Source organism: Streptomyces sp. NPDC053542, assembly GCF_044544685.1.
Taxonomy (GTDB): Bacteria; Actinomycetota; Actinomycetes; order Streptomycetales; family Streptomycetaceae; genus Streptomyces.
On record NZ_JBITXL010000001.1, the window covers coordinates 139522 to 164461 of the forward strand.

A 24940-nucleotide genomic window follows, 5' to 3' on the forward strand; every position below is an offset into this window, starting at 1 on the left:
GAGGGCAGGCTGGCCGTGCCGGCCGATCGAGAGGTGACAGTCATGAGCGGACGGACATGGCAGGACACGCGTGAGGTCCACGCACTGCTGTCGGACGGCACGACGGCACGCATCCGGCCCGTTACCCACGCGGACCGTGACCAGGTGCTGCGCCTGTACGCGGGAATGTCGGACGAGAACCTGCGGCTGCGGTTTTTCGGCGTGAGCCGCCGGTCCGCCGAGCAGGCCGCGGACCGGGTGTGCGCCACGGACGGCGGGGGCGGCGCGGGCAGGCAGCAGGCGCTGGTGGCGGTCGTCGCCGACCGCATCGTGGGGATCGCCGAGTACGAGGCGGGCACCGGAAGCACCCCCGCCACCAAGGCGCCGGATTCCGCCGAGGTCGCCCTGGCGGTGGCCGACGACTGGCACCACAAGGGCGTGGCGACCCTGCTGCTGGAGCACCTGGTGAACGCGGCCCGGACGGCAGGCATCCGCACGTTCACCGCCGACGCCCTGTCCGAAAACCACGAAGTGCTCAAGGTCTTCGCCGATCTGGGCCTCCGCACCTCGCGGCGGTTCGACGGCCCGGAGGTCCACTGCACGGTCCACCTCGAAGAGGCCGAGCCGTATCTGACAGCCGTGGACGAGCGCGGCCGCACCGCCGCCGTCGCCAGCCTCCTGCCGCTGCTCAAGCCCCGGTCGGTCGCCGTCGTGGGCGCCGGCCGCAGCCCCGGGTCGGTCGGACGGGCCGTGCTCAAGCACCTCAAGAACGGTGGCTTCCCGCACACCCTGCACGCGGTCAATCCGCACGCCGACTGCATCGCGGGGGTCTCCTGCTACCGCTCGGTGGCCGCCCTGCCGTCCGTACCCGACCTCGCCGTACTGGCCGTGCCCGCGCCGGAGGTGCCACGGGTGGCGGACGAGTGCGGCAGGGCGGGAGCCCGTGCCCTCGTCGTGGTGACGGCCGGGCTCGACGCCGGGCAGGGGGCCGCGCTGCTGGCGGCCTGCCGCCGGTACGGCATGCGGCTGGTCGGACCCAACTGCCTGGGGATCGCCAACACCGCCGAGGACGTACGCCTGGACGCGACCTTCGCGGCACGCCGCCCGGCCCCGGGGACCGCGGGGGTGGCCGTGCAGTCCGGCGGTGTCGGCATCGCCCTGCTCGACCGGCTCGCCGCCCTGGGGATCGGTGCGTCCAGCTTCGCCTCCCTGGGCGACAAGTACGACGTCAGCGGCAACGACCTGCTGCAGTGGTGGGAGAGCGACGGCGTCACCGACCTGGCGCTGCTGCACCTGGAGTCGTTCGGCAATCCGCGCGCGTTCTCCCGTACGGCCCGGCGGGTGGCCCGCAAGATCCCCGTACTGACCGTCGACGCGGGCCGCTCCGACGCCGGCCGCCGGGCCGCGGCCTCGCACACGGCCGCCGCCGCGACCCCCACCATGACCCGGCAGGCGCTCTTCACGCAGGCCGGCATCATCGCCACCCGCAGCGTGGGCGAACTGATCGACACCGCGGCCCTCGTCCACTCCCAGCCGCTGCCCACCGGCACGTCGGTCGCCGTGGTGACCAACGCCGGTGGCATGGGCGTCCTCGCCGCCGACGCCTGCACGGAAGCCGGGCTCACCCTCCCCTTCTTCGGCCCCGAGCTGGTCCGCGACCTCCTCGGCGATCTGCCCGCAGGGGCCGGCGCGACCAACCCCGTCGATGTCACCCCGGCCGTGTCCGAGAGCCAGTTGCGGGCCTGCGTGGACCGGCTGGCCGGGTGCGGAACGGTGGACGCCGTGCTGGTGGTGCTCGTCCCCACAGCACTGGCCGCGGCGACCGGCGACGACCTGGCCCGCCCGCTCACCTGGGCACCCGGCCTCCACTCCCGGCCCGTCGCCGCGGTCCTCATCGACCAGCACTCCCCCGTCCGGCTGCTCCGGACCGGCGACGGTGCGGCGGTACCGGCCTACGGCGACGCGCGGCAGGCCGCCGGGGCCCTCGCCCACGCGGCCCGCCACGCCCGCTGGAGGGCTCAACCGATGGGGACCGTACCGGAGGTGGCGGACGCCGACACCGAAGGCGCCCGTGCCGTGGTCGACGCGTTCCTGACCGAGCACCCCGACGGCGGCTGGCTCGACCCGGCCCCGTGCGCCGAGCTGTTCGGCCGCTACGGCATCCCCCAGGTGCCCTGGGCCTGGGCCGAGAACGAGGAGCTGGCGGTGGCCGCCGCCGAGAAGCTGGCCGGCCCGCGGGGCAGGGTGGCACTGAAGGCGCACTGGCCGGGCCTGCTGCACAAGAGCGAGGTGGGCGCGGTCCGCCTGGACCTCGAAGGCGCCGACCAGGTCCGTGCCGCCTACCGAGGGCTCTCCCGGCGCTTCTCCCAGATCATGACCGGTGCGGTCGTCCAGCCCATGGCCGAGCGGGGCATCGAACTCTTCGCCGGCATCGTGCAGGACGACATCTTCGGACCGCTCGTCCTCTTCGGCCTCGGCGGCACGGCGACGGATGTCCTGGCGGACCACGCCGCCCGGCTCGCCCCGCTCACCGACCACGACGTGCACGACCTGATCACCTCACCACGCTGCGCGCCGCTGCTGTTCGGCCTGCGCGGCGGCGGCCCGGTCGACCTGGAGGGCCTCGAACAGCTGCTGCTGCGCCTGTCCCGCATGGCCTGCGACCTGCCACAGCTCGCCGAGGCCGACCTCAACCCCGTGGTGGCCCGCCCCGACGGCGTCACGGCGCTCGACGTCCGCGTACGTCTGGTACCGCGCCGCCCCCACGACCCCTATCTGCGCCGCCTCCGCTGAGAAGGCGACGCGGCGGCGCACGTAACCGAATCCACCGAGGAGTTCCGATGCCCAACAGCATGCACACCGTGAGCGATGTGATGACGCAGACGGTGGTCGCCGTCGGCAGCGACGCCACGTTCAAGGAAATCGTCAAGACGATGGACCAGTGGAAGGTCAGCGCGCTGCCCGTCCTCGCGGGTGAAGGACGGGTGATCGGCGTGGTCTCCGAGGCGGACCTGCTGCCCAAGGAGGAGTTCCGCGACAGCGATCCAAGCCGGTCCGAGCAGATCCGGCGGCTCGCCGACCTCGCCAAGGCGGGTGGGCTCACCGCCGGTGAGCTGATGACGAGCCCCGCTGTCAGCATCCACGCGAACGCGACTCTCGCCCAGGCAGCCCGTGCCATGGCCGTACGCAAGGTCAAGCGGCTGCCTGTGGTCGACGACGCGGGCCTGCTGGTCGGCGTCGTCAGCCGCGCCGACCTGCTGAAGGTCTTCCTGCGCAAGGACGAGGACATCGAGAAGGAAGTGCGCCACGACATCGTGGAGTACCTCTTCCCGCATGCGGTACAGCCCGTTCGGGTGAGCGTGAACGAGGGCGTGGTCACCCTCACCGGACAGGTCCGCGACACCTCCCTCATCCCCATCGCCGCCCGCCTGGTCCGCGCCGTCGAGGGCGTCGTGGACGTGGACAGCGCCCTCACCGGTCCAGCGGCGGAGACCTGACGGAGGTCAAGGGCAAGCCCCCCGTGTTCGCAGCCGTCGACGGTACACACCGGTCGGAGTGCCGGCCGAGGCCGACATCCCCCTCGTCTCCGGCAGCCACCACCGGCGAACGGCTCCCATCAGGAGGCGGTCCGCGGTGAACTCCGGCCCTGCGCCGAGCCCGAACCGCCTTGCTGCGCCGGCCACAAGGCCGATCTGCTGGCTCGGTCGCCCCACGGATGACCACTCCGGCCACGGGCAGGGGCGAGGACCGATGCGACTGCCCGGCCCTCCGCCCGGCCGGTCCGTCATCCGTTGCCGAGGAGCTTGTTCATCTCGGTGATCTCGGCGCTCTGGGAGGTGCCGATGTCATCGGCCAGCTTCTTGGCCGGACCGTACTTGCCCTTGGCCTTCTCGGTCGTGGCCATCTTCACCGCACCCTTGTGGTGCTCGATCATCATGGTCAGGAACATGGCGTCGAAGTCCTGCCCGGAGAACTTCTTCAGCTTCTCCACGTCTTTCCTGCCCATCATTCCGGGCATGCCGGGAGGCACGGAGTGATCCCAGTCCCGGCCCGTGCCGTTCATGCCGGGCATCCCCCGTGGCACGTCCTCGCCCCAAGCTGTCAGCCAGCCGGACATGGTATTGATCTCGGGTCCCTGCGCCTTCTTGATCCGTTCGGCGAGGTGCCTGACCTTCGGCGAGGAGGCGTGGCCGGAGGCCATCTCGGACATCTCAATGGCCTGACGGTGGTGGGGAATCATGCCCTGGGCGAAGGCGATGTCCTGGGCGTTGTGAGTCCCCGCCTCGGCACTCGCGGAGGCGGGCGGCTTGGGCGACAGACTCTGGGCCTCATCATCGCTGCCGCCGCCCCCGCAAGCGGCGAGGACGAGTGCAGCGGTGGCGGCCACCGTGGCAGCCGCGGCGCGGCGCGACAGGGAACGGTACATGAGCATGGTCGAACTCCTAGTACACCGAGTGGTACACCGAGTGAGGATCTGGACGTTCTGGATGTATGCGTGTGCTGCACCGTGCCGAATCGGCAGCACGGCGCGTCGGCGCGATGCGGTTCCGCGGCGCAGCGGCCGTCTAGATCCTCAGGAGTTGGAGCTCGGCCAGTGAAAGAGGTGCGCATCCGCCCTCATGAGCGGTAGAGGTGTCCGTACATGCCAGCCGCTCACGGTCGGCCGCGGAAGCCCGGCAGGGAGTCAGGCCGGGCAGCACGGGAGTTCGCTGGAGGGCGTCGGAAGCGCAGGTGGGGTCGGCGTGCCTGATGTGCCCACTGCTGCCGTCACAACAGCCGTCGTGGCAGCAGTGGGCAGCTGCCACAACCCTCGCACGCAGGTCGTGCCCGTCGTGGGAGAGCACAGGCATGGCTGGGGCGAGGGCATGCATGCCCAACAGCCCGGCCAGCAGCCCGAGGACGAGCAGCGTACGCCACCGCCGCCGGGGTGGTCGCGGATTGTACTGCTCGCGGCCCGTCATGCCTCTCATGTTAGGAAGAACAGCGGGCACCCGGTCCCGTGATGACAGGTTTTGGGCGACCTCTCGCGTTTCTGACCGGTCGTGTTCCTCGGATACCGCTCCCGCGAACGATGTGTCGTACTGTGCCGGCCCGGCGCACACCGCCACTCTTGCGCCAGTGGGCGTGCCGGCGGCCGCAGCGGCGGGCCAGTTCGGCCCGGGCGAGCAGGTAGTCGGCGTAGGCCCGCATCCATACCTCGCCGTGCCGCTCGCAATCGGCGCGCAGGTGCTCAAGGACGGCGACCGCCTTTTCGATCTCTTCGTCGAGGGTGTGTGCGTGGCCGAGGAACAAGGCGGCCGCCAGGACGGGATGGGCCAGTCCGCCCTCACATCGGTTGGTGGCTGCGGGCCATCGGCGATCCGGCCCGCAACCGATCAGGCTGCGTCAGGCGCGTCCGTGATCGCGTGCGTAGGCACGGAAGATCTGCTGTGCGGTGCTGTTCGTGTGGAGGAAGCGCTGGTCGAGGATGCCGGCGAGGTCCTCGAGAGCGGCGGTGAGCACGGCTGCCGGCACCCTGATGTCGGAGTGTGGGTCGGCCTGGGCCCGCTCGGCCAGCTCCCAGGCGTAGCGGGCCTGGAGCGCGAGCGAGGAGTCGTCGCGACCGTCGTGGAAATAGTAGGACTCGGCGTATTGAAGGAAGTCCACGCAGATACGCGCGATGTCCGCGGCCAGATCGTCGAGTACGGACCCCCTGACGGCGCAGTCGTGCTGGTACGGAGCGGTGTCGATGCGACGGATGTGGGCGATCCGCAGGGCAAGAGTTCGCCGTCGCGCAAGCGCCGGGTAGATGCCCAGAATCCAGGAGACGGTGGCGGTCAGGAGGGCGAAGCCGACAAGCGCCTCGATGGGCGCGACGACTCGGAGCCATGCCTCGGCCGGCGCGATGTCGCCCAGTCCGAGCGTGGCGAGTATGACCAGCGAGATGTACAGGGCGTCCACGAAGCCGACATGGTCCGTAGGCTCCAAAGCGCTGGAGAAGGCGAAGCCCTGCGGCATGTGCGGCCAGTAGACCAGTGCCCACCCCAGGGCCACGAAGCCTGCCCATGTGGCCACCACGGCCACCATGCCCAGCGGACCGGCCAGACCAGCTGTCCGCCAGCGTGGGTTCAGACGTGAGGACAGCCTCCACAGTCCCGTCATGATGATTCTGCTCAGACCTCCATGACGAGTCGGATGCCAGAGGGTATGGAAGACGTCTCGCAAAATGGCGAACACGAAGACCGCACCAACCACCGTGAGCAGCCACATCGTGGGCCTCCTCCTCACTGACCGCACCGGACCCGGCGTCCAGGCCACTCTGCCCCCAGAGGAGAGGAGAGGCCGGACCACCTCCTCATTCTTCGCCACCTCCCGGTGCTCATCGGCGACCCGACACCTGGACGAGCAGAAGAGCGGGGTCGCCGAACTCCGAAGGCGAGACGGTGCGCAGTTCCCCGTCAGGGCGCGCAGGCGGCCCATCGCGCGAACCTCGCGGAGGATGTTGCAGCAGCCGAACAGCGCGGCGGCGCCGGCCGGGAGAGGGCATCAGCCGTGAGCGGCAGGGCGTATCCGGTGCGGCGGAATCTCGCCGCTGTCATCGCCCGGTGGCGCTGTGGGGCTCCTTGGCGGGGATCGCCTTTGCCGGGGTGTCCCACCACAGGTGCTGGCCGTGCGCGGTGACCGTCAGGCCGAAGTGTTGGGTGTCCGGTCGGCCGCGGGTGGTGTACTCCGTCTCGACCTCCGCGATCTCCGCCCACAGGTCCCGGGGCCCGTACACCGTAACCGTCCCGCCGCCGGCCACGGCCGCCGAGCCGTCCTCGGCCTGTAGCCATACGGTCCGGACGTCCTGGTGGAAGCCGTGGGTCATCCGTACGCCCGGCAGGCGGGCGCTGCCGTACAGGGCGAAGCCCAGCGGGTACAGCCGCTCCGGGGCGAGGCCGGTGTCCCGGCGCCGCGCCGTGGTGGCGTCCGGCGGCCCCAGCTTCTCCAGTCGGTGGGAGCGCATGGGCATGTACGACGCGCCGTGGAAGAACCGGCCGGAGAGGTCCCCGTTCTCCTGGCGGGCCAGGCGGACCGTGGCACCCCCGTAGAAGACATCGGTCATCGGGGTGACCAGGACGCCGCCCGGCGCGAGCTGTTCGGCCAGCGACGGCGGTACCTCGCGCAGTGCGCAGGTGGACAGGATCCGGTCGTACGGAGCGTGGGCGGGCAGGCCCGTCTCCCCGTCGGTAACCACTGTCGTAGGGCGCAACCCCTCGCCTTCGAGGTTGGCCCGCGCCTGCCCGGCGAGCACCCCGTCGATCTCGACCGTGAAGACGTTCTCCTCCCCCACCCGCCGGCACAGCAGGGCGGACACGTACCCCGTGGCCGTGCCGATCTCCAGGACGCGGTGCCCGGGCCGTACGTCCAGGGCGCCGAGCTGCCGGGCGACCATCGAGGGCATGGAGTTGGAGGACGTGGCGATGCCGGGTCCGCCCTCCTCCCCGTTGTCCAGCTGCGTGACCACCGGCTCATCGGAGTAGATCAGGTCCATCCGCTCCTGCCCGGTGACCAGCTCGCACGAGCGCCGCAACTGCCGCCAGGCCGGGTCCGGGATGAAGCGGTGCCGCGGTGTCCGCTCCCAGATCTCGCGCCACTCCGGGGAGAGCAGGCCGCCCTTGGCCAGTTCCCTGACGAGCGCGGCCTGACCCGGGTGGACCGGTGAAGGGTGAGTGGTCACGTGGTCAGTTCCTGGGGGCGGCTGCCGTCGGGGCTGGGCTCTTCGTCGGGCACCGGCCAGGGCTGGTCATCCGGCGGGCCACCGTGCTTGCCGCCGTCGGCTGCGGTCACGGCCCTACGGAGATCAGGCATGACGTCCTCCTTTGCGGATCGGCTACGTCACTCCCCGCGACGCTAGGGCAGACAGTCAGAGGCAGGAAGGGCGCACGGAGACAGGCCACCCGAAAGCGCGGTCACGCTCCCGGCATCCGGGGCACAGCTCCGGGTGCTGCGGTGCATGGATTCGGAGGTCTGTCGGCGGTGGCGCTCAGCCCTGCGTCGGCCGAGCTCGATTCACCCGCTGAAGAGCGGGGGCTCGGCCGACGGTGGAGCGGTGCTGCCGCGGAGTACGAGGTGTGTGGGGGTGGTGATGTGCCGGGCGGCGTGGGTGCTGGGGTCGTCGATGATGGAGAGGGCCAGCTCCGCCGCGGTGCGCCCCATCTCGGCGGCCGGCTGGGCGACCGTGGTGAGACCGAGGGCTTCGGCGACGTCGCGGTCGTCGAAGCCGAGGACGGACATCCGGCCAGGGACGTCGATGTGGTTGGATCGCAACACGCCGAGTATGTGGATGGCCATGTTGTCGTCTTCGGCGACGAGAGCTGTCGGAGGTTGGGGCAGGCTCAGCAGGTGGCCGACCGCCTCGCGCACTTTCGGCTGGGGTGAGCCGACGACACGGGTCACGAGAGCGTCGTCCCAGGGCAGTTGCGCGTTCTCCAAGGCATGCCGATAGCCCGTCAGCCGGTCCTGTGCGCTCCACAGGAAGCCGGTGTCGTCGCTCCATCCGACGAAGCCGATGCGCTGGTGCCCGACATTGATGAGGTGTTGGGTGCCACGGCGGGCTCCGTCCACATCGTCGACATAGACGCTCGCACACCCCGGAGCGTGCTGGCTGACGAGCACCACCGGCATGCTCAGCTCTTTGAGCCGTTGCCGTTCCGAGGGGGTCAGGGCGAACGAGAGCACCAGCAAGGCGTCGGCGTTGCGTCGCACCGGAAGTTGCTCAAGGAATTCGGAGCGCTCGCGCATGCTCGTCACGCTGTAGACCAGAAGGTCCAGGCCCCTCTCGCGCAGCACCGTGGCGATGCCTGAGAGCGCGGTGCTCTGAAACCAGTGGTGTATGGAGGGCATCAGGACAGCGATTCGCCCCGTCTTGCCGGTTACCAGGCTGGAAGCGCTGCGCGAGATGGCGAAGGACAGCTCATCGGCCGCGCGCTCCACGCGAAGGCGCGTCTTCGCCGAGACGGGGAGTCCGCGGAGCGTACGGGAGACGGTCGAGACGGAAACCCCGGCCCGCTCGGCCACGTCGGCCATCGTCGGCTCTCGCCGCTCTCCCTCTCCTCCCGCCATGGCGGGAAGGTAGCACACAGTAACGAGGCGCCGGCGTGTGCGGCGGCCGTGCCGGTCTGCGCTCATATCCGCCCAGCGTGCCTCGCCCGACCGAGATGAGAGCGCTGCAAGCGCGGTCTCCAGGAGGCGGAGCGCCACTTGGTGCCGATATGCCCTCATTGTTCGCGAGATTCTCTCGAAATTATGAGTTCACTTTCTGTTGACGTGGTCACGGGCAACACCTAGTTTGCAAGCGCTGCAAAAAGCTGCGACAGCGACCTGGGGCGTGAGGTTGAAGATCCAGCCAACGCCTTCTACTCGCTGGTCAGAGCCCATACACGGGCTAGCTGTACACAGCGTGACCCTGCCCTTCCGGGGCACGCGCACGGCCGGTACGGGACACCTTGCCTGCGCAGTTGAGTTTCGATCTTGAATACATGAACTCTGTGGGACGCCCCCCTGCTTTTAAGTGGTGTCTCTTGGCGGCTCTTGCCAAGGAGAGACGTTGACGAGCGCGAGCGGCCCCCGCCTCACTACAAGGAGCACGATGTGAGCAGACATCCGCAGAGCCGCACCAGGCATTCCTCTCTTCTCCGTGGCAGACCAGTGGTCAAGGCCGTTCTGACGGCGTCCATCGCCACAGTCCTGGCGGCCACCATGCCCTCCGCGCCGGCCGTGTCGTCGTCGGCAGTCACCGGCACCGCAGCTGCCGGCGCCGCACGGTGCGCCGTCCCCGAGGAGCCGGGACGCTTCAAGGACGGCACCGGTTCGGCCACCATGACGGTCACCGACGTCGACGCGGACTGCCTGCGCACGTACAAGCTGGTCAGCTCCGTCGCCGGCGAGCGGGTCTTCAAGGAGGCGCCGGGCAAGCCGACCCTGCGATCCGGCTCCGTGCTGCTGGACGGCCTGTACGCGATGGCGCATGACGACGCGGAGCTGAACAAGACCGACCGGCTGACCGACGGCTCGTACAACGACGGCAAGCCGATCGACTGTCCGGGCGGCTGCTACCAGACCGGCAAGCTCTGGACGTACGTCTGGACGCGGGACGTGGCGTACTCCGCCGACCTCGGACTGACCACGGCCGACCCCGAACGGATGCGCAACACGCTCGCGTTCAAGCTGAGCGAGCGGCGCGACGGGTCCGGGGACACCCAGATCATCCAGGACACCGGCACCGGCGGCAGCTACCCCAGCTCCACCGACCGGGTCGTATGGGCGCTCGGCGCGAGCGAGATCATCAACTGGTTGCCCGACGGCGAGCGGCAGGCGTTCGCGGACAAGGCGTACGAGGCGATACGCAACACCATCGAGCACGACCGCAAGGTCGTCTTCGACCAGGGCGACGGCCTCTACCTCGGTGAGCACTCCTTCCTCGACTGGCGCGAACAGAGCTACGCGGACTGGACCAAGGACGATGTGGCCACCATCGCCACCTCGCGCTCACTGTCCACGAACGTCACCCACTGGGCCGCGATCGACGCGGCCTCCCGTCTCGCCGCCGACGCGGGCGACAAGACCGCAGCTGCCAAGTACCGAGGCTGGGCCGATGACTTGATGCAGGCCGTCCGGGAGAAGTTCTGGCTGCCCGAGAAGGGCCAGTTCTCCCAAATGCTCAGCACCGAGAAGGACAACTCTCCGGTCAACCGTTACGACGCCCTGGGCACCTCGCTGGCCGTGCTCACCGGCGTCGCCACACCGGAGCAGGCCAAGCAGGCCGTTGCGAACTACCCGCAGACCGCCTACGGCCCGTCGGTGCTCTGGCCGCAACAGCAGGGCGTGCCCTCGTACCACAACAACGCGGTGTGGCCCTTCGTGACCGCCTACATGATGCGGGCCGCCGCCCGGACCGGCAACGATGCCGTCGCCACGCAGCAGGCCCGCTCCCTGGTCCGCGGCGGGGCGCTGTTCGCCACCAACAAGGAGAACATCAACATCCTGGACGGCAGCACCAAGACGGTCCTCAACTCCGACCGTCAGCTGTGGAGCGTCGCCGGCATGATGTCGATGGTCCAGCAGAGCATCTTTGGTATCGACGCCCGCGAGGACGGCCTGCACATCGATCCGTTCCTGCCCGCCCAGCTGCGCGGAACCTACTTCCCCGGCAGCGAGCGGTCGGTGCTGAACGGCCTCGATTACCGGGGCCACAAGCTGAACGTCGCGCTCGACATCCCGGCGGGCAAGGCCGGTGAGGGCGCATACCAGGTGGAGTCGCTGACCCTCGACGGCAAGGAGGTGCCGGCCGGTACACCGATCACCGAGAAGATGCTCGGCGACGGCGAGTCCACCGTGGTCGTCAAGCTCGCCAGGCCCGCGGCCGGATCGGGGCAGAAGGCGCCGAAGCCGGCGGACCTCTCCTCCAAGGAAGCCCTCTACGGGCCCACCACTCCGGACGTCAAGAACGTCACCGCCAAGGACGGCCGGACGCGGCTGTCCCTCGACATCGGCGACGAGAACCCCGCCAAGGTCACCATGGACGTCCTCCGCGACGGCAAGGTGATCGCCGAGAACGTCGCGGTCGGCGCCGGTGAGCAAACGTGGACCGACAGGACCGCGCGGCCGGAAGAGGTCTCGCACTGCTACAGCGTCCGCCTGACCTACACCTCCAGCGGGAACACCTCCCAGCACGCCGAGCCCGAGTGCTACTGGGGTCCGGGTGATGACCGCGTGCACAAGGTCACCGGCGAGGACTTCGAAGCGACCGGCGGCAAGAAGACCACCGGCGACAACGGCGTGTACTACGCCGACTGGGGCACCGGCCCGAGCGACAAGCTCGCCGCCCGCATCACCCCGAAGGCCACTGGCGAGTACCTGCTGCAGGCCGATGCCGCGGTCGGCGGGCCGATCAACACCGGTGTCTCCAGCGGCATGAAGATGCTGCGTGTCTACGACGACGCCACCGGCGAACTCGTCACCGAACACGTCATCGCCATGCCCAACACGGGCAGTTGGACGACGGTGCGGGGCTCCACCTTCGCCAAGGCCGAGCTCACCGAAGGCAAGACCTACCGCATCGAACTCGCCCAGGACCCGCTCGCGGTCAACATGAGCTACTTCCAGCACAACGCGCTCTACAAGGACACCCGCAACGGTCCCTCCAACTACAGCGACGTATACGCCATCAAGGCACTGCTGAAGCGCACGACCACAGCGGGCCCGAAGCAGTAAGCGAGCCCGCACCGGCCATCCACGAGCCTCCACCCCTCTCTTCTCGAAGGAGAACGAGTGACCCGCACCCGGAAGCTGACAGCAGCCATTGGGGCCGTCCTCGCCCTGACGGTGGGATCGTCCCTGACGCCGCAGTGGACACCGGCGACGGCGGCCGAATCCGATGAGGCCCCAGGAGCGCCCGGGGCCGCCCCGTCGACGGCCCGCCCGCCCGCGGACAAGACCGGATTCGGTACGAGTTACGGAACGTCCGGCAAGACGTGGTTCACCCTTCAGGGCGGACGCCTGGGCGAGGTGTACTACCCGACCCTGGACACACCCAATGTGCGCGAGCTCGGCTTCGTGATCACGGACGGGAAGGACTACGCCGTCCGCGCCGACGAGGCGTCCCGCCAGGTCACCCGGCTCTCCGATCCGCAGAGCCCGACCTACCGGACCGTGGCCACGGACAAGGACGGCCGCTGGCGGCTGACGACCACCTACGTCACCGACCCCGACCGCTCCGCCGTCCAGGCCGACGTCGAGTTCGAGTCGCTGACCGGCCGCCCGTACCAGGTGTACGCGCTCTACGATCCGGCCCTGAGCAACTACGGTGCCGACGACTCCGGTCGTACGAAGGACGGCGCTCTGGTCGCCTCCGACGACCGGACCGCCAGCGCGCTGGTGGCCTCCACGGGCTTCACCGCCACCTCCAGCGGCTACCTGGGGGCCAGCGACGGCTGGACGGACCTGCTGCGGGACCGGCGGATGGACTGGACGTACCCGTCCGCCTCGAAGGGCAATGTCGTCCAGACCGGCCGGACCACGCTCACCGGACTCGGCGACCGCCGCCGCACCACCCTCGCCCTCGGCTTCGGCCCGGACGCCACCCGGGCGTTGAAGACGGCGAACACCTCGGCCGGCACCGGGTTCGAGCGCGTTTCGGCAGCTTATGCGGCCGGCTGGCACCGCTATTTGTCCGGGCTGCGCCGCCCGCCGACGGTGCTGCGCACCGAGCGGGAACGCCAGGCGTACCGGATGTCGGCGATGGTGCTGGCGGCGACCGAGGACAAGACCCACCGCGGCGCGTTCGTCGCCTCACCCTCCATGCCGTGGTCGGGCAAGGAAGAACCGGACACCAGCGGCTACAACGCGGTCTGGGCGCGCGACCTGTACCAGGTGGGTACGGCCCTGATCGCCGTCGGGGACCGGGCGGGGGCCGAGCGGGCGCTGGACTTCCTCTTCGAGAAGCAGCAGCGGCAGGACGGCTCCTTCCCGCAGAAGTCCGCGACCGACGGAACGCCGATCTGGACGGGCATCCAGCTCGACCAGGTCGCCTTCCCGATCCTCCTCGCCGACCAGCTCGGCCGTACCGACGCGAAGACCTGGTCGCATGTGAAGCGGGCCGCGGACTTCATCGTGGGCTATTCCAAGGACGGGCACACCGCTCCCTGGTCGGAGCAGGAGCGCTGGGAGAACCAGAGCGGCTACTCGCCGGCCACCATCGCCAGTGAGATCGCCGGCCTGGTCACCGCCGCGAAGATCGCCAAGGCCAACGGTGACACCGACTCCGCGCAGCGGTACCTGGACACCGCCGACGCCTGGCAGCGCAAGGTCAAGGACTGGACGGTCACGCACAACGGGCCGTACTCCAACAAGCCGTACTTCCTGCAGCTGACCAAGGACGGCAATCCCAACGCCGGCACCACGTACGACGTGAGCAACGGCGGCCCCGCCGACGCCGACCAGCGCACCATCGTCGACCCCAGCTTCCTGGAACTCGTACGGCTGGGCGTGCTGCCGGCCGACGACCCGGACGTCGTCCACAGCCTGAAGGTCGTCGACGAGCAGCTCGGCTTCGACACCCCGAACGGCCGCTTCTGGTACCGCGGTTCCTTCGACGGCTACGGCGAGACCGCCGACGGCAGCCCCTGGTTCATCTCCCAGCCGGGTGACGGCCGCACCCACGGCCGCGGCTGGCCACTCCTCAACGGTGAACGCGGCGAGTACGACCTGGTCGCCGACGATCCGGCCGGGGCGCGCGAACAGCTCGCCGCGATGGCACGTACCGCGGGATCCGGCTATCTGATGGCCGAACAGGTCTGGGACGACAAGGCCCCCGCCGGCTTCACCCCCGGGACCGGCACCACCTCCGCGACGCCCCTGGCCTGGACGCACGCCCAGTACCTCCGGCTCGCCGTCAACCTCGCCGACGGCCACCTCACCGAGCAGCCGCCCCTCGTCGCCTGCCGCTACACCGACCGCTGCGACTGACTCACCGGAGACCCACGCGTTCGCTGGGGAGTTACGGGACAGCGCGTGGTCCCGCTCCAGCGCGGTGCAGGTTTTCCCGCTCGTCGAAGGACCTGACGATACGGGGCAGGGCCTGCCGCACCGATTCGTTGTGGTCGTAGTCGCCGACGTCGGTCAGGCGGTGTGCGGCGCCGTTGCTCGTCAACTGGTCGGCGCAGTACGCCGCGTGGCTGAAGTCGACGTCCTTGTCGCCGCGGCTGTGGAAGATCTCCACCGGTACGTTCGGGCGCCAGTCGCATGTGTTGTCCATCGGGCGCAGCTTGTCCCTCAGGACACCGTCGGGGTTGCGGATCTTGTTCAGGAAGTCCTCGGTGAACAGGTCCTTGGAGGCCGCCGGGAGTTCGCTGACGATCTGTCCGGCGGTGTGATAACCGTCGAAGAGACCCTCCACCTTGCTGTCGTAAGGAGAGCGGAAGGCGTCGCCGGGTGAGGTGTAAAGGCCGTACATCTTGTTCCAGGCGGTGGCGAAGTACGCGAGGTAGATGCCGGATTTGGCGATCTTGTCGTCGGCCGCGGCGGCCTCGAAGGCCGAAATGTGGAAGGGGCCGCTGACCGGGGCGAGTGCCCCCAGCCGGAAGTAGCCGCCGGCGCGCTTCTCTTGCAGCGCCCGGCCTACCAGCATGGTCGCGGGGCCACCCTGCGAGAACCCGCTGACCTGGACCTTCCGCTTCAGCTCCCGGCCGCTGCGGTGGGCGACGGTCCGGGCCGCGCGCAGGCCGTCCACCGAGGCCGCGACGGTGGCCCGAGGGTCACCGTAGGGGTGGAAACCCTCGCCCGAGCCGAGGCCCACGTAGTCGGGTGCCGAAACGGCCCGCCCGGTCGAGGCGAACAGCAGGGCGGCGAGCCGGTCGTTCGACTTCGGATTCTCCGAGGCGACGTCCTTGCGGTAGACGGTGGTGCCGTGCAGCCAGGAGACGGTGGACAGGTGGCGCGCCCGGTTCTTGGGCAGGTTCTTGGGCAGGTTCTTGGGCAGGACGACGAGCTGGCTCGCAGTCGTGGGGGCGCCCGCGCTGTCGGTGGTGCGGTAGGCGACCCGATAGGCGGTCACGCCGTAGCGGACCTGAGACGAGTCGATCTTCCCCCGGAGCTCCCCGGCCACTTCCTCCGCTGTGAGGTCGGCCGCTTGCTCTATGGAGACGACGGCCCCGCTGTGTGCGCGGTCACTGCGGGAGCCGGCCGCCGCCGAGAACGGAGCCACCAGGACGGACATACTGCCGAGGGCCACCGCACCAGCCAGTATCCGGATTTTTGTTCCCCGTGAAGTCATGGGTGGATCATGCCCGTCGGCCGCTCCGCCGGGACATGGAGCGACCCCCCGGGCCGCAAAGGGGGAAACCCCCTCGGGGCCCGTAGGGGTTGCGGTCGACCGGCGGGCTTACGGGTGGTCGGGACGCTGGTCGGCAGGTACGCCGCCGCCCGGGCCGCCGCCCTTGCGGCCCTTGTCGGTACCGTGCGCGTGCTCGGCGCCGCCGGGGCCCACCTTCCGGTCGGAGCCCGCCTTGGCCTCTGCCGCGTCCTGTACGGCGGCGCTCTTGCCACTGCGGCGCAGTTCGTTCGACTGCGGGTTCTTGCTCTTGCTCACCGCGTCCTCCTCAGGAGTTCCGCTGGTCATCAGGGTTTCGCTCGTCGTCAGGGATTCCGCTGGTCGTCAGGAGTTTCCCTGGTCGTTCCGCTGGTCTTCGCGCTCGTTGCGCCGGCCCTTCGGGCCGAGCCCGCGCTCCGTCCGGGGGCCGTGGGTCTGCCACTGCGGATCGTCCTCGAGCCGCCCCTTCGCGTCCTCGTTCGCGTGTTTGTCCGGGATTCCCTGGTCCTCGGCTTCCCGACGGAGCTTCGCCCGTCGCCTGTCGAACTTCTTGCTCCCTGGTTCGGGCATGGCTTCCACACCTCCACTGGACCGGTTCTCCTCTCTCAGCGTCCCAAAACAACCAAAAAGCCGCTAATGGCGCTCGTGGCCAATGCGCTGCCCTCGCGACGCAGGCATGACGCAGGCACGCCGCACGCGCGCGCTCACACGCACGCGCGCGTGCGCTAGCGTCCCGCCATGATCGAGATACGACAGGCAGGCCCCGAGGACGCCGAGGAACTGGTACGGCTGCGTCGGCTGATGTTCGCGTCGATGAACGGCTCCGACGAGCCCGGCAGCTGGGAAAAGACCGCCACGGAGATCGCACGCCGGCAGCTTTCGGGCCCTGACCCGGTACTGGGCGCCTTCGTCGTGGACGCGGACGGCGCGGCGGACGCGGGGGGCACCGTGGACGCGGACGGCACGGCGGCCGACGGCGCCGCTCCCCGGCTGGCCGCCTGCGCCGTGGGAACGGTCGAGCAGCGGCTCCCCGCGCCGCAGCACCCCACGGGACGCTTCGCCTTCATCTTCAACGTGTGCACGGACCCGGAGTACCGCGGCCGCGGTTACGCCCGCGCGACGACCGAAGCACTGCTGGCCTGGCTGGCCGAACAGGGCGTGTCCCGCGTCGACTTGCACGCCACCGACGAGGCCGAGGCCCTCTACCGGTCCCTCGGCTTCGCGGAGCACTCGACGCCCCTGTCCCTCGACGTCCGCGCCCACGCAGCCACGCGCCGCCTCTGACCAGCCAGTTCGGCCATACACTGCCACCACCCAGTTCTCGTTCCGCTCCCGTCCGGTCCCATCCGGTCCCACCTGAAGGAAATCACCACCGTGGCCGACTCCCCCGCCACCGCGCCCTCCCGCACCGAGACGGCGCACCGTACGTCCGTCGTCATCATCGGTGCCGGCCCCGCCGGGCTGACGCTCGCGAACGTCCTGCACGCCGCCGGCGTCGGCTGCGTCGTACTGGAGGCGGAGAGCCGGGAGTTCATCGAGCAGCGGCCGCGGGCCGGCTTCATCGAGGAGTGGGTGGTACACGCGCTGGACCGGCACGGGCTGGCCGGCCGACTGCTGGAACGGGCCGAACGGCAGCGGACGTTCGAGTTCCGGTGGGACGGCGAGCGGCACGTGGTGGAACCGGGCAAGTTCTCCGGGCAGAGCCATTTCGTCTATCCGCAGCCACTGTTGGTGACGGACCTGGTCGCCGCCTACGCGGACGCGGCGCGCGGCGACATCCGCTTCGGCGTACGGGACGTCCGGCCGGCCGGCATCGACACCGACCGGCCCTCCGTCTCGTACACCGATCCGGAGACGGGCGAACGGCACCGCATCGACTGCGCGTACATAGCCGGCTGCGACGGCGCGCGGAGCGTGGCGCGCGCCGCGATACCCGCCGACGAACTCCGCATCTCCCGCCTGGACTACGGCATCGGCTGGCTCGCGCTGCTCGCCGAGGCCCCGCCGTCCGCCGAGGGCGTCGTCTTCGGCCTCCACGAGCGCGGCTTCAGCGCCCACATGGCGCGCACGCCCGAGGTCACCCGGTACTACCTGGAGTGCCCGCCGGGCGACGACTCCGCGAACTGGCCGCACGAACGGATCTGGAGCGAGCTGCGCACCCGCCTCGCCGCGACCGGCGCGCAGCCGCTCGCCGAGGGCCGGATCATCGAGAAGACGGTCCTGGACATGCACAACTACGTGGTCGAGCCGATGGGTTACGGCCGCGTGTACCTCGCCGGCGAGTCGGCCCACCTGGTCGCGCCGATCGCGGCGAAGGGCATGAACCTGGCGATCCACGACGCGCTGCTGCTCGCCGGCGCGCTCGTCGCGGCCTGCGCGAAGGGGGACGAGAGCGCGCTCGGCTGCTACTCGGACGCCTGCCTGGCGAAGGTCTGGCAGTACCAGGAGTTCTCGCAGTGGCTGTCCGAGGTGATGCACGGGCCTTCGTCCGGCGACCGCTTCCGCGCGGGCACGGCGGCGGCCCGGCTGCGCCGGCTCCTCGCGTCGGACGCCGCGGCGGCGGCCTTCGGCGAGACGTACCTCGGCTCGGCGACGGACATCGCGGCGCTCTGACACGACCGCCCTCCCGCGGCCGGGCATGAATCCAGGCGCTAAGAGCCTGCCGGGCGCCCCAGTCCCTCCAGCACCCGGGCCCCCGGCAGGCTCGCGAGCGCCTCGCCCGGGACGATGAGCTTGCCGCGCCGGGCGCCGCTGCCGATCAGGAGGTACGGCGCTTCGGCGACGGCCGCGTCCACCAGGAGCGGCCAGTCGGCGGGCAGCCCGATGGGCGTGATGCCGCCGTACTCCATGCCGCTGCGGCCGACCGCGGTGTCCATCGGGGCGAACGACGCCTTGCGGGCGCCCAGTTCGCGGCGTACGACGCCATTGACGTCCACGCGGGTGGTGGAGAGCACGAGACAGCCGGCGAGGGTGACGGTGTCGCCGCGCTTGCCCGCCACCACGACGCAGTTCGCGGACTGGTCGAGCAGCCAGGAGCCGTAGTGCTCGACGAGCAGCGCGGTGTCGGCGATGGCCGGGTCGGTGTCGACGTGCAGCAGCTGCTTGACGTCCACCGGCCCCTGCCAGTCGCGGATCGCGGCGGCGACGGGCTCGGGCAGCAGGTCCAGGCACTCGACGGCGGGCCGGACCTCCTCGAACGCGTCCATGGGCGTGGCCGATGAAGAAGAAGACGAAGGCATTGATGTCGGCATGCCCGTCAAGCTAACAGGATCATGGGTGCAAATGACTCCTGTCGCGGCTCCTGTCTCACCTTCCGGACGCAGCGGCCGGGCTCACTTTCCGGACGCGACGGCTGACCTCAACGGCCGACCTCCGCAGTCGGACTCAGCGGCCGGAGGGCACCACCACCGCCATCGTCATCTCCACGACCTCCTCGCCGTCATTGCGGTACTCGTGCGCGGCCGACGCCTCGAAGGTGGCCGAAGCGCCCGCCGGTATCGCATGTTCGTCCCCGTCCACGACGAGGATCAGCTCCCCGCGACGCACATGGAGCAGCTCCGTCGTCCCGGCCGGATGCGGATCCGACTCGCTGTGCTCGCCCGGCATCAGCCGCCAGTCCCACATCTCGAACGGGCCGGGCGCCTCCGTACCGACGAGCAGCGAGGTGTAACTGCCGGACTCGGTCGACCACATCCGTACCGCGTCGCCGGGCGCGACGATCCGCACCTGCGGCCCCTGGTCGTACTCCAGGAGCGTGGTGATGCTGATGCCGAGGGCGTCGGCGATCTTCACGGTCGTCCCCACGCTCGGGTTCGTCCGCGCCTGCTCGATCTGGATGATCATGCCGCGGCTCACGCCCGCCCGGGCGGCCAGGGCATCGAGCGTGTAGCCCCTGTCAGTGCGCCAGTGCTTGAGATTGCGCGCCAGCGACTGCGTGAGCTGATCGAGGTCCGTCACCGTTCCGTTCCGTCCAGTCCGCTAGAGAAGCGTCGAGAGGTCAAATATAGGGAGGCAGAGAAAGGTCAAATATATTGGATGACGCGGTGCATCATTCTGAACTACGCTGTCCTGCACTACATCGTTCAACACACTGTACTTGCGAGGACTGACACCATGACCGCGGTATTCGCCCTGGCCAGCAGTTTTCTGTGGGGAGCCGCCGACTTCGGCGGCGGCCTGCTCACCCGACGCATGCAGGCGCTGACCGTGGTGGTCGTCTCGCAGGTGATCGCCGCGGCGGTGCTCGGCGCGATCGTCGTCGCCACCGGCGCCTGGCACGCGGCGACGCCGCAGCTGTGGTGCGCCGTCGCGGCCGGTGTCATCGGCCCGGCGGCGATGCTGTGCTTCTACCGCGCGCTCGCGCTCGGCCCGATGGGCGTGGTCTCGCCGCTCGCCTCGCTCGGCACCGTCCTCGTACCGCTCGGCGTGGGCTTCATAGGCGGCGAGCGCCCGGGCCTGGTGCAGATCGCGGGCATGGCGGTGGCCGTCGTCGGCGTGGTGCTGGCCGGCGGACCGCAGCGCGGCGGTGGCGCGGTCACGCGCGAGGCCATCGTCCTCACGCTGATAGCGGCGTTCGGTTTTGGCGCGGTGATGGCGTTCATCTCCGAGGCGTCCACGACCGTGACCGGGCTCTTCCTCGCCCTGTTCGTACAGCGTGTCTGCAACGTCGCGGTCGGCGGCGCCGCCCTGTACGTGGCGACCCGGCGCGGCACCCCCGCGCTGCCCGAAGGCGGCATGCCCGTCATCCGGGCAGCGCTCCCGGCACTGGCGTTCGTCGGTATCGCCGACGTCGCGGCCAACGGTACGTACGCGATCGCCACGCAGAGCGGCCCGGTCACCGTCGCCGCCGTACTCGCCTCGCTCTACCCCGTCGTCACCGCGGTCGCCGCGATGGGCGTACTCAAGGAGCGGCTGCGCGCCATCCAGACGGCGGGCGCCTCACTGGCCCTCGCGGGGACGGCGCTGCTGGCTTCCACCGGCTGAGCCGACCGAGGCGGCGGAGACGGCCGCGGGGGTCGTGGGCGTCGTGAGGGTCGTGGGAGTCGTGGGGGTCGCCGCCTCCGACTCCGCCAGCGCCAACAGCTGATCCGGGGTGACGCCTTCGGGGATCGGCACCGGCGGCGGCGTACGCAACGGGGGCTGCCAGCCCGCCGCCGGGTCCCAGGTACGGACGACCTTGGCGGGCGCCCCGGCGACCACGGCATGGTCGGGCACCTCGCCGCGCACGACCGCGCCCGCCGCGACCACGACGTTCCGGCCCAGCCGCGCGCCCGGCAGGATCACGGCGCCCGCGCCCAGCCAGGACCCGCTGCCGATCTCGACGGGCGCGGTCCGCGGCCACTGCTTGCCCACGGGCTGCGCCGGATCGTCGTACGAGTGGTTGTCACTGGTGATGTAGACGTACGGGCCGCAGTAGACCTCGTCGCCGAGGGTGACGGTCTGCGAGGCGACGACGTGGCTGCCCCGGCCCAGTACGACGCCGTTGCCGAGCCGCAGCACGGACTCGGGGCCGAGATCGAGCCCCGGCATCATCCCGGCGGTCAGCGTGACCTGCTCGCCGATGATGCAGTACTCGCCCAGCTCGATCCACTGCTCACCGAACACCGTGCCCTGGGGATAGGCGAGCCGAGTGCCGCCCCCGATACGGCGGAAACGGTACGGCCCGGGCCGCTCCGCCGTCACCGCGCCGGCCTCCTGGACCCAACGCGTGCCCCGGTGCACGACCCACGACGCGGCCCGGCGCCGCCAGGCCCCGACAGATGAGAACACGTTCTTCTTCGCACGCACCCGCTCACCGTACTCACGAGTAAGGCGAACGCACCCCGCCCCGCCCTGTGATCTTCACCCCACGGGCCGCGGCTTGATTCGTTCCCCGCACCGGCCGTGGGTACGGGATGCGGCGAGCGGAATGTGGCACGGTGCAGGTGCGTCTCATGGCAGGGACCGCCCGTGCGTGCCTGGACCGTGGACGTGAACGCAAGCGCAACGAGGAGGAGAGCCCATGTCGAATCCGCCGCTTCCCGAGGCCGCCGTCGCCATGCTGAGGAAGGCGAATCCGGCCGTCATCACCACGCTCCGGTCCGACGGCCAGCCGGTGTCCACGGCCACCTGGTACCTCTGGGACGACGGACGGGTGCTGGTCAACATGGACGAAGGCCGTAAGCGGCTGAGCCATGTGCGCAAGGACCCGCGGGTGACGCTCACCGTGCTCGACGAGGAGAACTGGTACACGCACGTCAGCATCATCGGGCGCGTCGTGGAACTCCGTGACGACGAGGGCCTGGCCGACATCGACCGGCTGGCCCAGCAGTACCTGGGCAAGGAGTACCCGCAGCGGGACCGCAAGCGGGTCAGCGCCTGGATCGAGATCGACCGCTGGCACGGCTGGGGCACCCTGAAGGACAGCAGCCAGCCGGGCTGATCCGCGGCGGCTACGACGACCGTTGCCGCGGCCGCTTCCGCTACGCCTCGTCGGGCACCGCTATCGCTACGCCTCGTCGGGCCGTGCCGGCTCGGCCGGACCGTTGCCGGGCCGCACGGTCCGGCGGTGGCGGGCGGCCAGGTCGACGTAGACGGCGGCGTTCAGCTTGATGGACTCGCGCTCTTCGTCGGTCAGCTCGCGCTTGACCTTGGCCGGTACTCCGGCGACCAGTGAACCGGGCGGCACCTGCATCCCCTGCGGGACCAGGGCCTGCGCGGCGACGAGGGAACCGGCACCGATGCGGGCGCCGTTCAGTACCGTGGCGCCCATGCCGACCAGCACGTCGTCCTCGATGGTGCAGCCGTGCAGTACCGCGTTGTGGCCGACCGACACGCGCTCGCCGACCGAGACCGGGAAGCCCGGGTCGACGTGAACGGTGCAGTTGTCCTGGATGTTGCTCTCGGCGCCGATGGCGATGGAACCGCCGTCGGCCCGCAGGACGCTCTGGTACCAGACGCTCGAACCGGCAGCCATGGTGACCTCGCCGAGCACGACGGAGGTGGGAGCGGTGAACGCCTCGGGATCGATCCTCGGCTCCGGCCCGCCGACCCCGGAAATCAATGCCTGCTCCGCCATCGCTGTCTCCTCGTCGCGTCTCATCAGGTGCGTGTTGCGCCGAGAGCACCGTAGGCGACGTACGCCGGGGCCTCGCCGCGACGGCGGTCAGTCCGTTGCCGCGGCAGCGGCCGGCTGGTGGTCCTGCTGGTCAGCGGTGGCGGTGGCCTTGGCCGCCCGCCGCTTCATGACGACCAGCGAGCCGAGACCGAAGAGGACCGCGGCGACCAGGCCCAGCCAGGAGAAGCGCTTCAGCCAGGGCTCCGCAACGATGCCGACGCTGTAGATCAGCGCGGTGGTGCCGCCTGCCCAGACGATGCCGCCCAGGATGTTGGCGATGAGGAACTTCCAGTACGGCATCCGCAGTACGCCCGACAGCGGCCCGGCGAAGATCCGCAGCAGGGCGATGAACCGTCCGAAGAAGACCGCCCACATGCCCCACTTGTCGAACTTCGCCTCGGCCATCGCGACGTGCTCGGGCCCGAAGTGGCGCGGGAACTTCCGCCCGGCCCAGTCCAGCAGTGGCTGGCCGCCCTTGCGGCCGATGACGTACCCGATGGAGTCGCCGACGATCGCGCCGACCGACGCGCACACCCCCAGCACGACCGGGTTGATGTGGTCCTGCGTCGCCGCCAGCAGCGACGCGCTGACGAGAACGATCTCGCCCGGCAGCGGAATGCCCAGGCTCTCCAGCCCGATGACCACCCCCACCAAGAGGTAGACACTCACCGCCGGTACGGACTCGAGCCACTCCTGGACGTGCAACGCGGCTTCCTCCACCTCATATCGGGCCCCTCACGGGCCGCCCCCTGACGCGCGACGCCGCACGTCAGGGAAGGGTACTCGATCTGCTGCTCACGAAGGCGGCTGCCGCGCATGACGCACGGCAGCCGGCAATCGCTGATCAGCGGCCTGAGCCACTGTTCGTCATCAGAGGGTGGGACGCAACGTGGAGCACATCAGTTGCCCACGACCGCCGACGGATTCTCCGGCACGATTCTCCCGTACTTATCGATTTATCGATAAGCAGCCAGCTGCTGGCTGCTCGGCCGGGAACTCGAAGTGCTTGCCCTCGTCCAGCGCGGCCACGTACGCGGAACAGCGTGCGTCACGCAGAAGGCTGGGTGCCGGGCATGAGCTGGATCAAGGTATTGCCGTCGTCCTCGATCACGTAGAGGGGGTCGGTACGTTTTTGCCAGCCGACAGGCAGAAGGTAGTAACGACGGTCTCTTTCGAGCAGTAGGCGCAGGCCCGTGTAGCGGTAGCGGTAGCGCATGCCCTTCAGCTCTTCGGCCACCAGACCGGGACCGGTGATACTGAGGCGCTCGGTGCTCAGCACTACGACGGCCGTACGACGGACCAAGTGGTCGGCGGCCTTGCGAGCATCCTGTCTGCCCAGTTCACCGGCGACCAGAGCAACGGCCCAGACCAGAAAGAGCCCGGCGGCGGCAGTGGGCAGCGCCCTGCTCCACAAACCGCGCACCGGGCCGGCGGGATGGGCCGCGTCGCTTTGCCCCAGGAGTAATCCAGCGGCTACCAGGACGGGGGCTGCCCAGCCGTAGGGCTGTATGTGCTGCCACATCAGCATGAGTGCCACGCCGGCGGCTGTGACCAGTGCATACCTGCGGGCGGCCGCTCGCCCGGTACGGCAGGTCCAGTCGGTGATACGGCGCGGCACCCGTAAGGAAATCAGTAACTCCGGCGTATGCGGCGCCAGAGCGAGCAGTGCGAGCGCGATGAGCACCGGCAGCGTGACCAGCCGCACGCTCCGGATCATCATCTGCGGAAAGCCGAAGTCGAGCGCGAACACGTGAAGATGGAAGTAGGAGTAGTAGGCGCTGCTGTACATGACGCCTGCGTAGAACATCAATCCGGCGATGACGGAGCCGGTTCCGACAATCGTGTTGATGATTTCGAACCGGCTGCTGGACCGGCTTGCCGGAGCGGACGCAGGTGCGGGATCCATCGCCGGCTCACGGGTGGCTCGCAGCCGGCGGGCTGCCCCCTGGTTGCCGGACGGTGGGCGGGCTGGTCCGGGTGGGTGATGTGGGACATGTGCTGTCCGTGGCCGTGGGCACAGGGCACGATGGGGACTC

Annotated in this window: 23 protein-coding genes; 8 read left to right on the forward strand and 15 right to left on the reverse strand. The window is 70.0% G+C overall.

Going from position 1 to position 24940, the window contains the following annotated elements:
- Nucleotides 1-42 precede the first annotated feature (42 nt).
- Both ACIGXO_RS00605 and ACIGXO_RS00610 read left to right on the forward strand, forming a co-directional pair.
- A complete protein-coding gene (locus ACIGXO_RS00605) occupies nucleotides 43-2772 on the forward strand; it encodes a GNAT family N-acetyltransferase (protein WP_399778570.1) in 2730 nt (909 codons plus the stop codon).
- Nucleotides 2773-2819: 47 nt separating this feature from the next.
- The gene (locus ACIGXO_RS00610; RefSeq protein ID WP_399778572.1) at nucleotides 2820-3476 is read left to right on the forward strand and encodes a CBS domain-containing protein; all 657 of its coding nucleotides are present in this window, start codon (nucleotides 2820-2822) and stop codon (nucleotides 3474-3476) included.
- 287 nt (nucleotides 3477-3763) lie between these two features.
- Here ACIGXO_RS00610 and ACIGXO_RS00615 read toward each other — a convergent pair whose 3' ends face one another.
- The 6 genes from ACIGXO_RS00615 to ACIGXO_RS00640 form a co-directional block, all read right to left on the reverse strand.
- Nucleotides 3764-4411: a DUF305 domain-containing protein gene (locus ACIGXO_RS00615; RefSeq protein ID WP_399778574.1), complete on the reverse strand. Its 648-nt coding sequence runs from the start codon at nucleotides 4409-4411 to the stop codon at nucleotides 3764-3766.
- 133 nt (nucleotides 4412-4544) lie between these two features.
- Nucleotides 4545-4949, reverse strand: coding sequence for a DUF6153 family protein (locus tag ACIGXO_RS00620; protein ID WP_399778576.1), 405 nt, complete (start codon nucleotides 4947-4949; stop codon nucleotides 4545-4547).
- 415 nt (nucleotides 4950-5364) lie between these two features.
- On the reverse strand, nucleotides 5365-6033 hold the full coding sequence (locus tag ACIGXO_RS00625) for a potassium channel family protein (protein ID WP_399778578.1): 669 nt from the start codon (nucleotides 6031-6033) through the stop codon (nucleotides 5365-5367).
- Between the two features lie 520 nt (nucleotides 6034-6553).
- Nucleotides 6554-7678 (reverse strand): methyltransferase domain-containing protein, encoded by a 1125-nt coding sequence (locus ACIGXO_RS00630; protein WP_399778580.1) that lies wholly within the window; start codon nucleotides 7676-7678, stop codon nucleotides 6554-6556.
- The gene (locus ACIGXO_RS00635; protein ID WP_399778583.1) at nucleotides 7675-7809 is read right to left on the reverse strand and encodes a hypothetical protein; all 135 of its coding nucleotides are present in this window, start codon (nucleotides 7807-7809) and stop codon (nucleotides 7675-7677) included. Before ACIGXO_RS00635 ends, ACIGXO_RS00630 begins: the two co-directional genes overlap by 4 nt.
- Nucleotides 7810-8010: 201 nt before the next feature.
- Entirely contained in the window at nucleotides 8011-9027 is a 1017-nt protein-coding gene (locus ACIGXO_RS00640; RefSeq protein WP_399778585.1) for a LacI family DNA-binding transcriptional regulator, read from the reverse strand.
- A 564-nt stretch (nucleotides 9028-9591) separates the two neighbouring features.
- Between ACIGXO_RS00640 and ACIGXO_RS00645 the strand changes: the two genes are divergently transcribed.
- Nucleotides 9592-12213 (forward strand): MGH1-like glycoside hydrolase domain-containing protein, encoded by a 2622-nt coding sequence (locus ACIGXO_RS00645; protein WP_399778587.1) that lies wholly within the window; start codon nucleotides 9592-9594, stop codon nucleotides 12211-12213.
- Between the two features lie 57 nt (nucleotides 12214-12270).
- Nucleotides 12271-14466: a glycoside hydrolase family 15 protein gene (locus ACIGXO_RS00650; protein WP_399778589.1), complete on the forward strand. Its 2196-nt coding sequence runs from the start codon at nucleotides 12271-12273 to the stop codon at nucleotides 14464-14466.
- Between the two features lie 31 nt (nucleotides 14467-14497).
- Here ACIGXO_RS00650 and ACIGXO_RS00655 read toward each other — a convergent pair whose 3' ends face one another.
- From ACIGXO_RS00655 to ACIGXO_RS00665, 3 genes are all read right to left on the reverse strand, one after another.
- On the reverse strand, nucleotides 14498-15772 hold the full coding sequence (locus ACIGXO_RS00655) for a lipase family protein (RefSeq protein WP_399778591.1): 1275 nt from the start codon (nucleotides 15770-15772) through the stop codon (nucleotides 14498-14500).
- A 108-nt stretch (nucleotides 15773-15880) separates the two neighbouring features.
- Nucleotides 15881-16087, reverse strand: coding sequence for a hypothetical protein (locus ACIGXO_RS00660; protein ID WP_030255866.1), 207 nt, complete (start codon nucleotides 16085-16087; stop codon nucleotides 15881-15883).
- Between the two features lie 66 nt (nucleotides 16088-16153).
- A complete protein-coding gene (locus ACIGXO_RS00665; RefSeq protein ID WP_399778593.1) occupies nucleotides 16154-16378 on the reverse strand; it encodes a hypothetical protein in 225 nt (74 codons plus the stop codon).
- Between the two features lie 168 nt (nucleotides 16379-16546).
- Between ACIGXO_RS00665 and ACIGXO_RS00670 the strand changes: the two genes are divergently transcribed.
- Complete coding sequence (locus ACIGXO_RS00670; protein WP_399778595.1) at nucleotides 16547-17092, forward strand: GNAT family N-acetyltransferase; 546 nt, start codon at nucleotides 16547-16549, stop codon at nucleotides 17090-17092.
- Nucleotides 17093-17182: 90 nt separating this feature from the next.
- Entirely contained in the window at nucleotides 17183-18421 is a 1239-nt protein-coding gene (locus tag ACIGXO_RS00675) for a 4-hydroxybenzoate 3-monooxygenase (protein ID WP_399778596.1), read from the forward strand.
- Between the two features lie 38 nt (nucleotides 18422-18459).
- Here the strand turns inward: ACIGXO_RS00675 and ACIGXO_RS00680 are convergent, their stop codons facing one another.
- Together ACIGXO_RS00680 and ACIGXO_RS00685 are read right to left on the reverse strand one after the other, a co-directional pair.
- Nucleotides 18460-19014, reverse strand: coding sequence for a YbaK/EbsC family protein (locus ACIGXO_RS00680; protein WP_399779893.1), 555 nt, complete (start codon nucleotides 19012-19014; stop codon nucleotides 18460-18462).
- A 178-nt stretch (nucleotides 19015-19192) separates the two neighbouring features.
- Nucleotides 19193-19765 carry a helix-turn-helix domain-containing protein gene (locus ACIGXO_RS00685; protein WP_399778598.1) on the reverse strand — a complete coding sequence of 191 codons (573 nt, stop codon included), beginning with the start codon at nucleotides 19763-19765 and terminating at the stop codon, nucleotides 19193-19195.
- A gap of 156 nt (nucleotides 19766-19921) precedes the next feature.
- Between ACIGXO_RS00685 and ACIGXO_RS00690 the strand changes: the two genes are divergently transcribed.
- The gene (locus tag ACIGXO_RS00690; RefSeq protein WP_399778599.1) at nucleotides 19922-20791 is read left to right on the forward strand and encodes an EamA family transporter; all 870 of its coding nucleotides are present in this window, start codon (nucleotides 19922-19924) and stop codon (nucleotides 20789-20791) included.
- On the opposite strand, the gene ACIGXO_RS00695 is transcribed toward ACIGXO_RS00690, so the two are convergent.
- On the reverse strand, nucleotides 20747-21595 hold the full coding sequence (locus ACIGXO_RS00695) for an acyltransferase (RefSeq protein WP_399778601.1): 849 nt from the start codon (nucleotides 21593-21595) through the stop codon (nucleotides 20747-20749). The genes ACIGXO_RS00690 and ACIGXO_RS00695 overlap by 45 nt on opposite strands.
- A 214-nt stretch (nucleotides 21596-21809) precedes the next feature.
- Here ACIGXO_RS00695 and ACIGXO_RS00700 point away from each other — a divergent pair, with 214 nt between their 5' ends.
- Nucleotides 21810-22229 carry a PPOX class F420-dependent oxidoreductase gene (locus ACIGXO_RS00700; RefSeq protein WP_399778603.1) on the forward strand — a complete coding sequence of 140 codons (420 nt, stop codon included), beginning with the start codon at nucleotides 21810-21812 and terminating at the stop codon, nucleotides 22227-22229.
- A 66-nt stretch (nucleotides 22230-22295) separates the two neighbouring features.
- Here the strand turns inward: ACIGXO_RS00700 and ACIGXO_RS00705 are convergent, their stop codons facing one another.
- The 3 genes from ACIGXO_RS00705 to ACIGXO_RS00715 form a co-directional block, all read right to left on the reverse strand.
- Nucleotides 22296-22865, reverse strand: coding sequence for a gamma carbonic anhydrase family protein (locus ACIGXO_RS00705; RefSeq protein WP_399778605.1), 570 nt, complete (start codon nucleotides 22863-22865; stop codon nucleotides 22296-22298).
- Nucleotides 22866-22952: 87 nt separating this feature from the next.
- Nucleotides 22953-23609, reverse strand: coding sequence for a DedA family protein (locus ACIGXO_RS00710; RefSeq protein ID WP_399779896.1), 657 nt, complete (start codon nucleotides 23607-23609; stop codon nucleotides 22953-22955).
- Between the two features lie 343 nt (nucleotides 23610-23952).
- Nucleotides 23953-24810: a hypothetical protein gene (locus tag ACIGXO_RS00715; protein ID WP_399778607.1), complete on the reverse strand. Its 858-nt coding sequence runs from the start codon at nucleotides 24808-24810 to the stop codon at nucleotides 23953-23955.
- Between the last annotated feature and the right edge of the window lie 130 nt (nucleotides 24811-24940).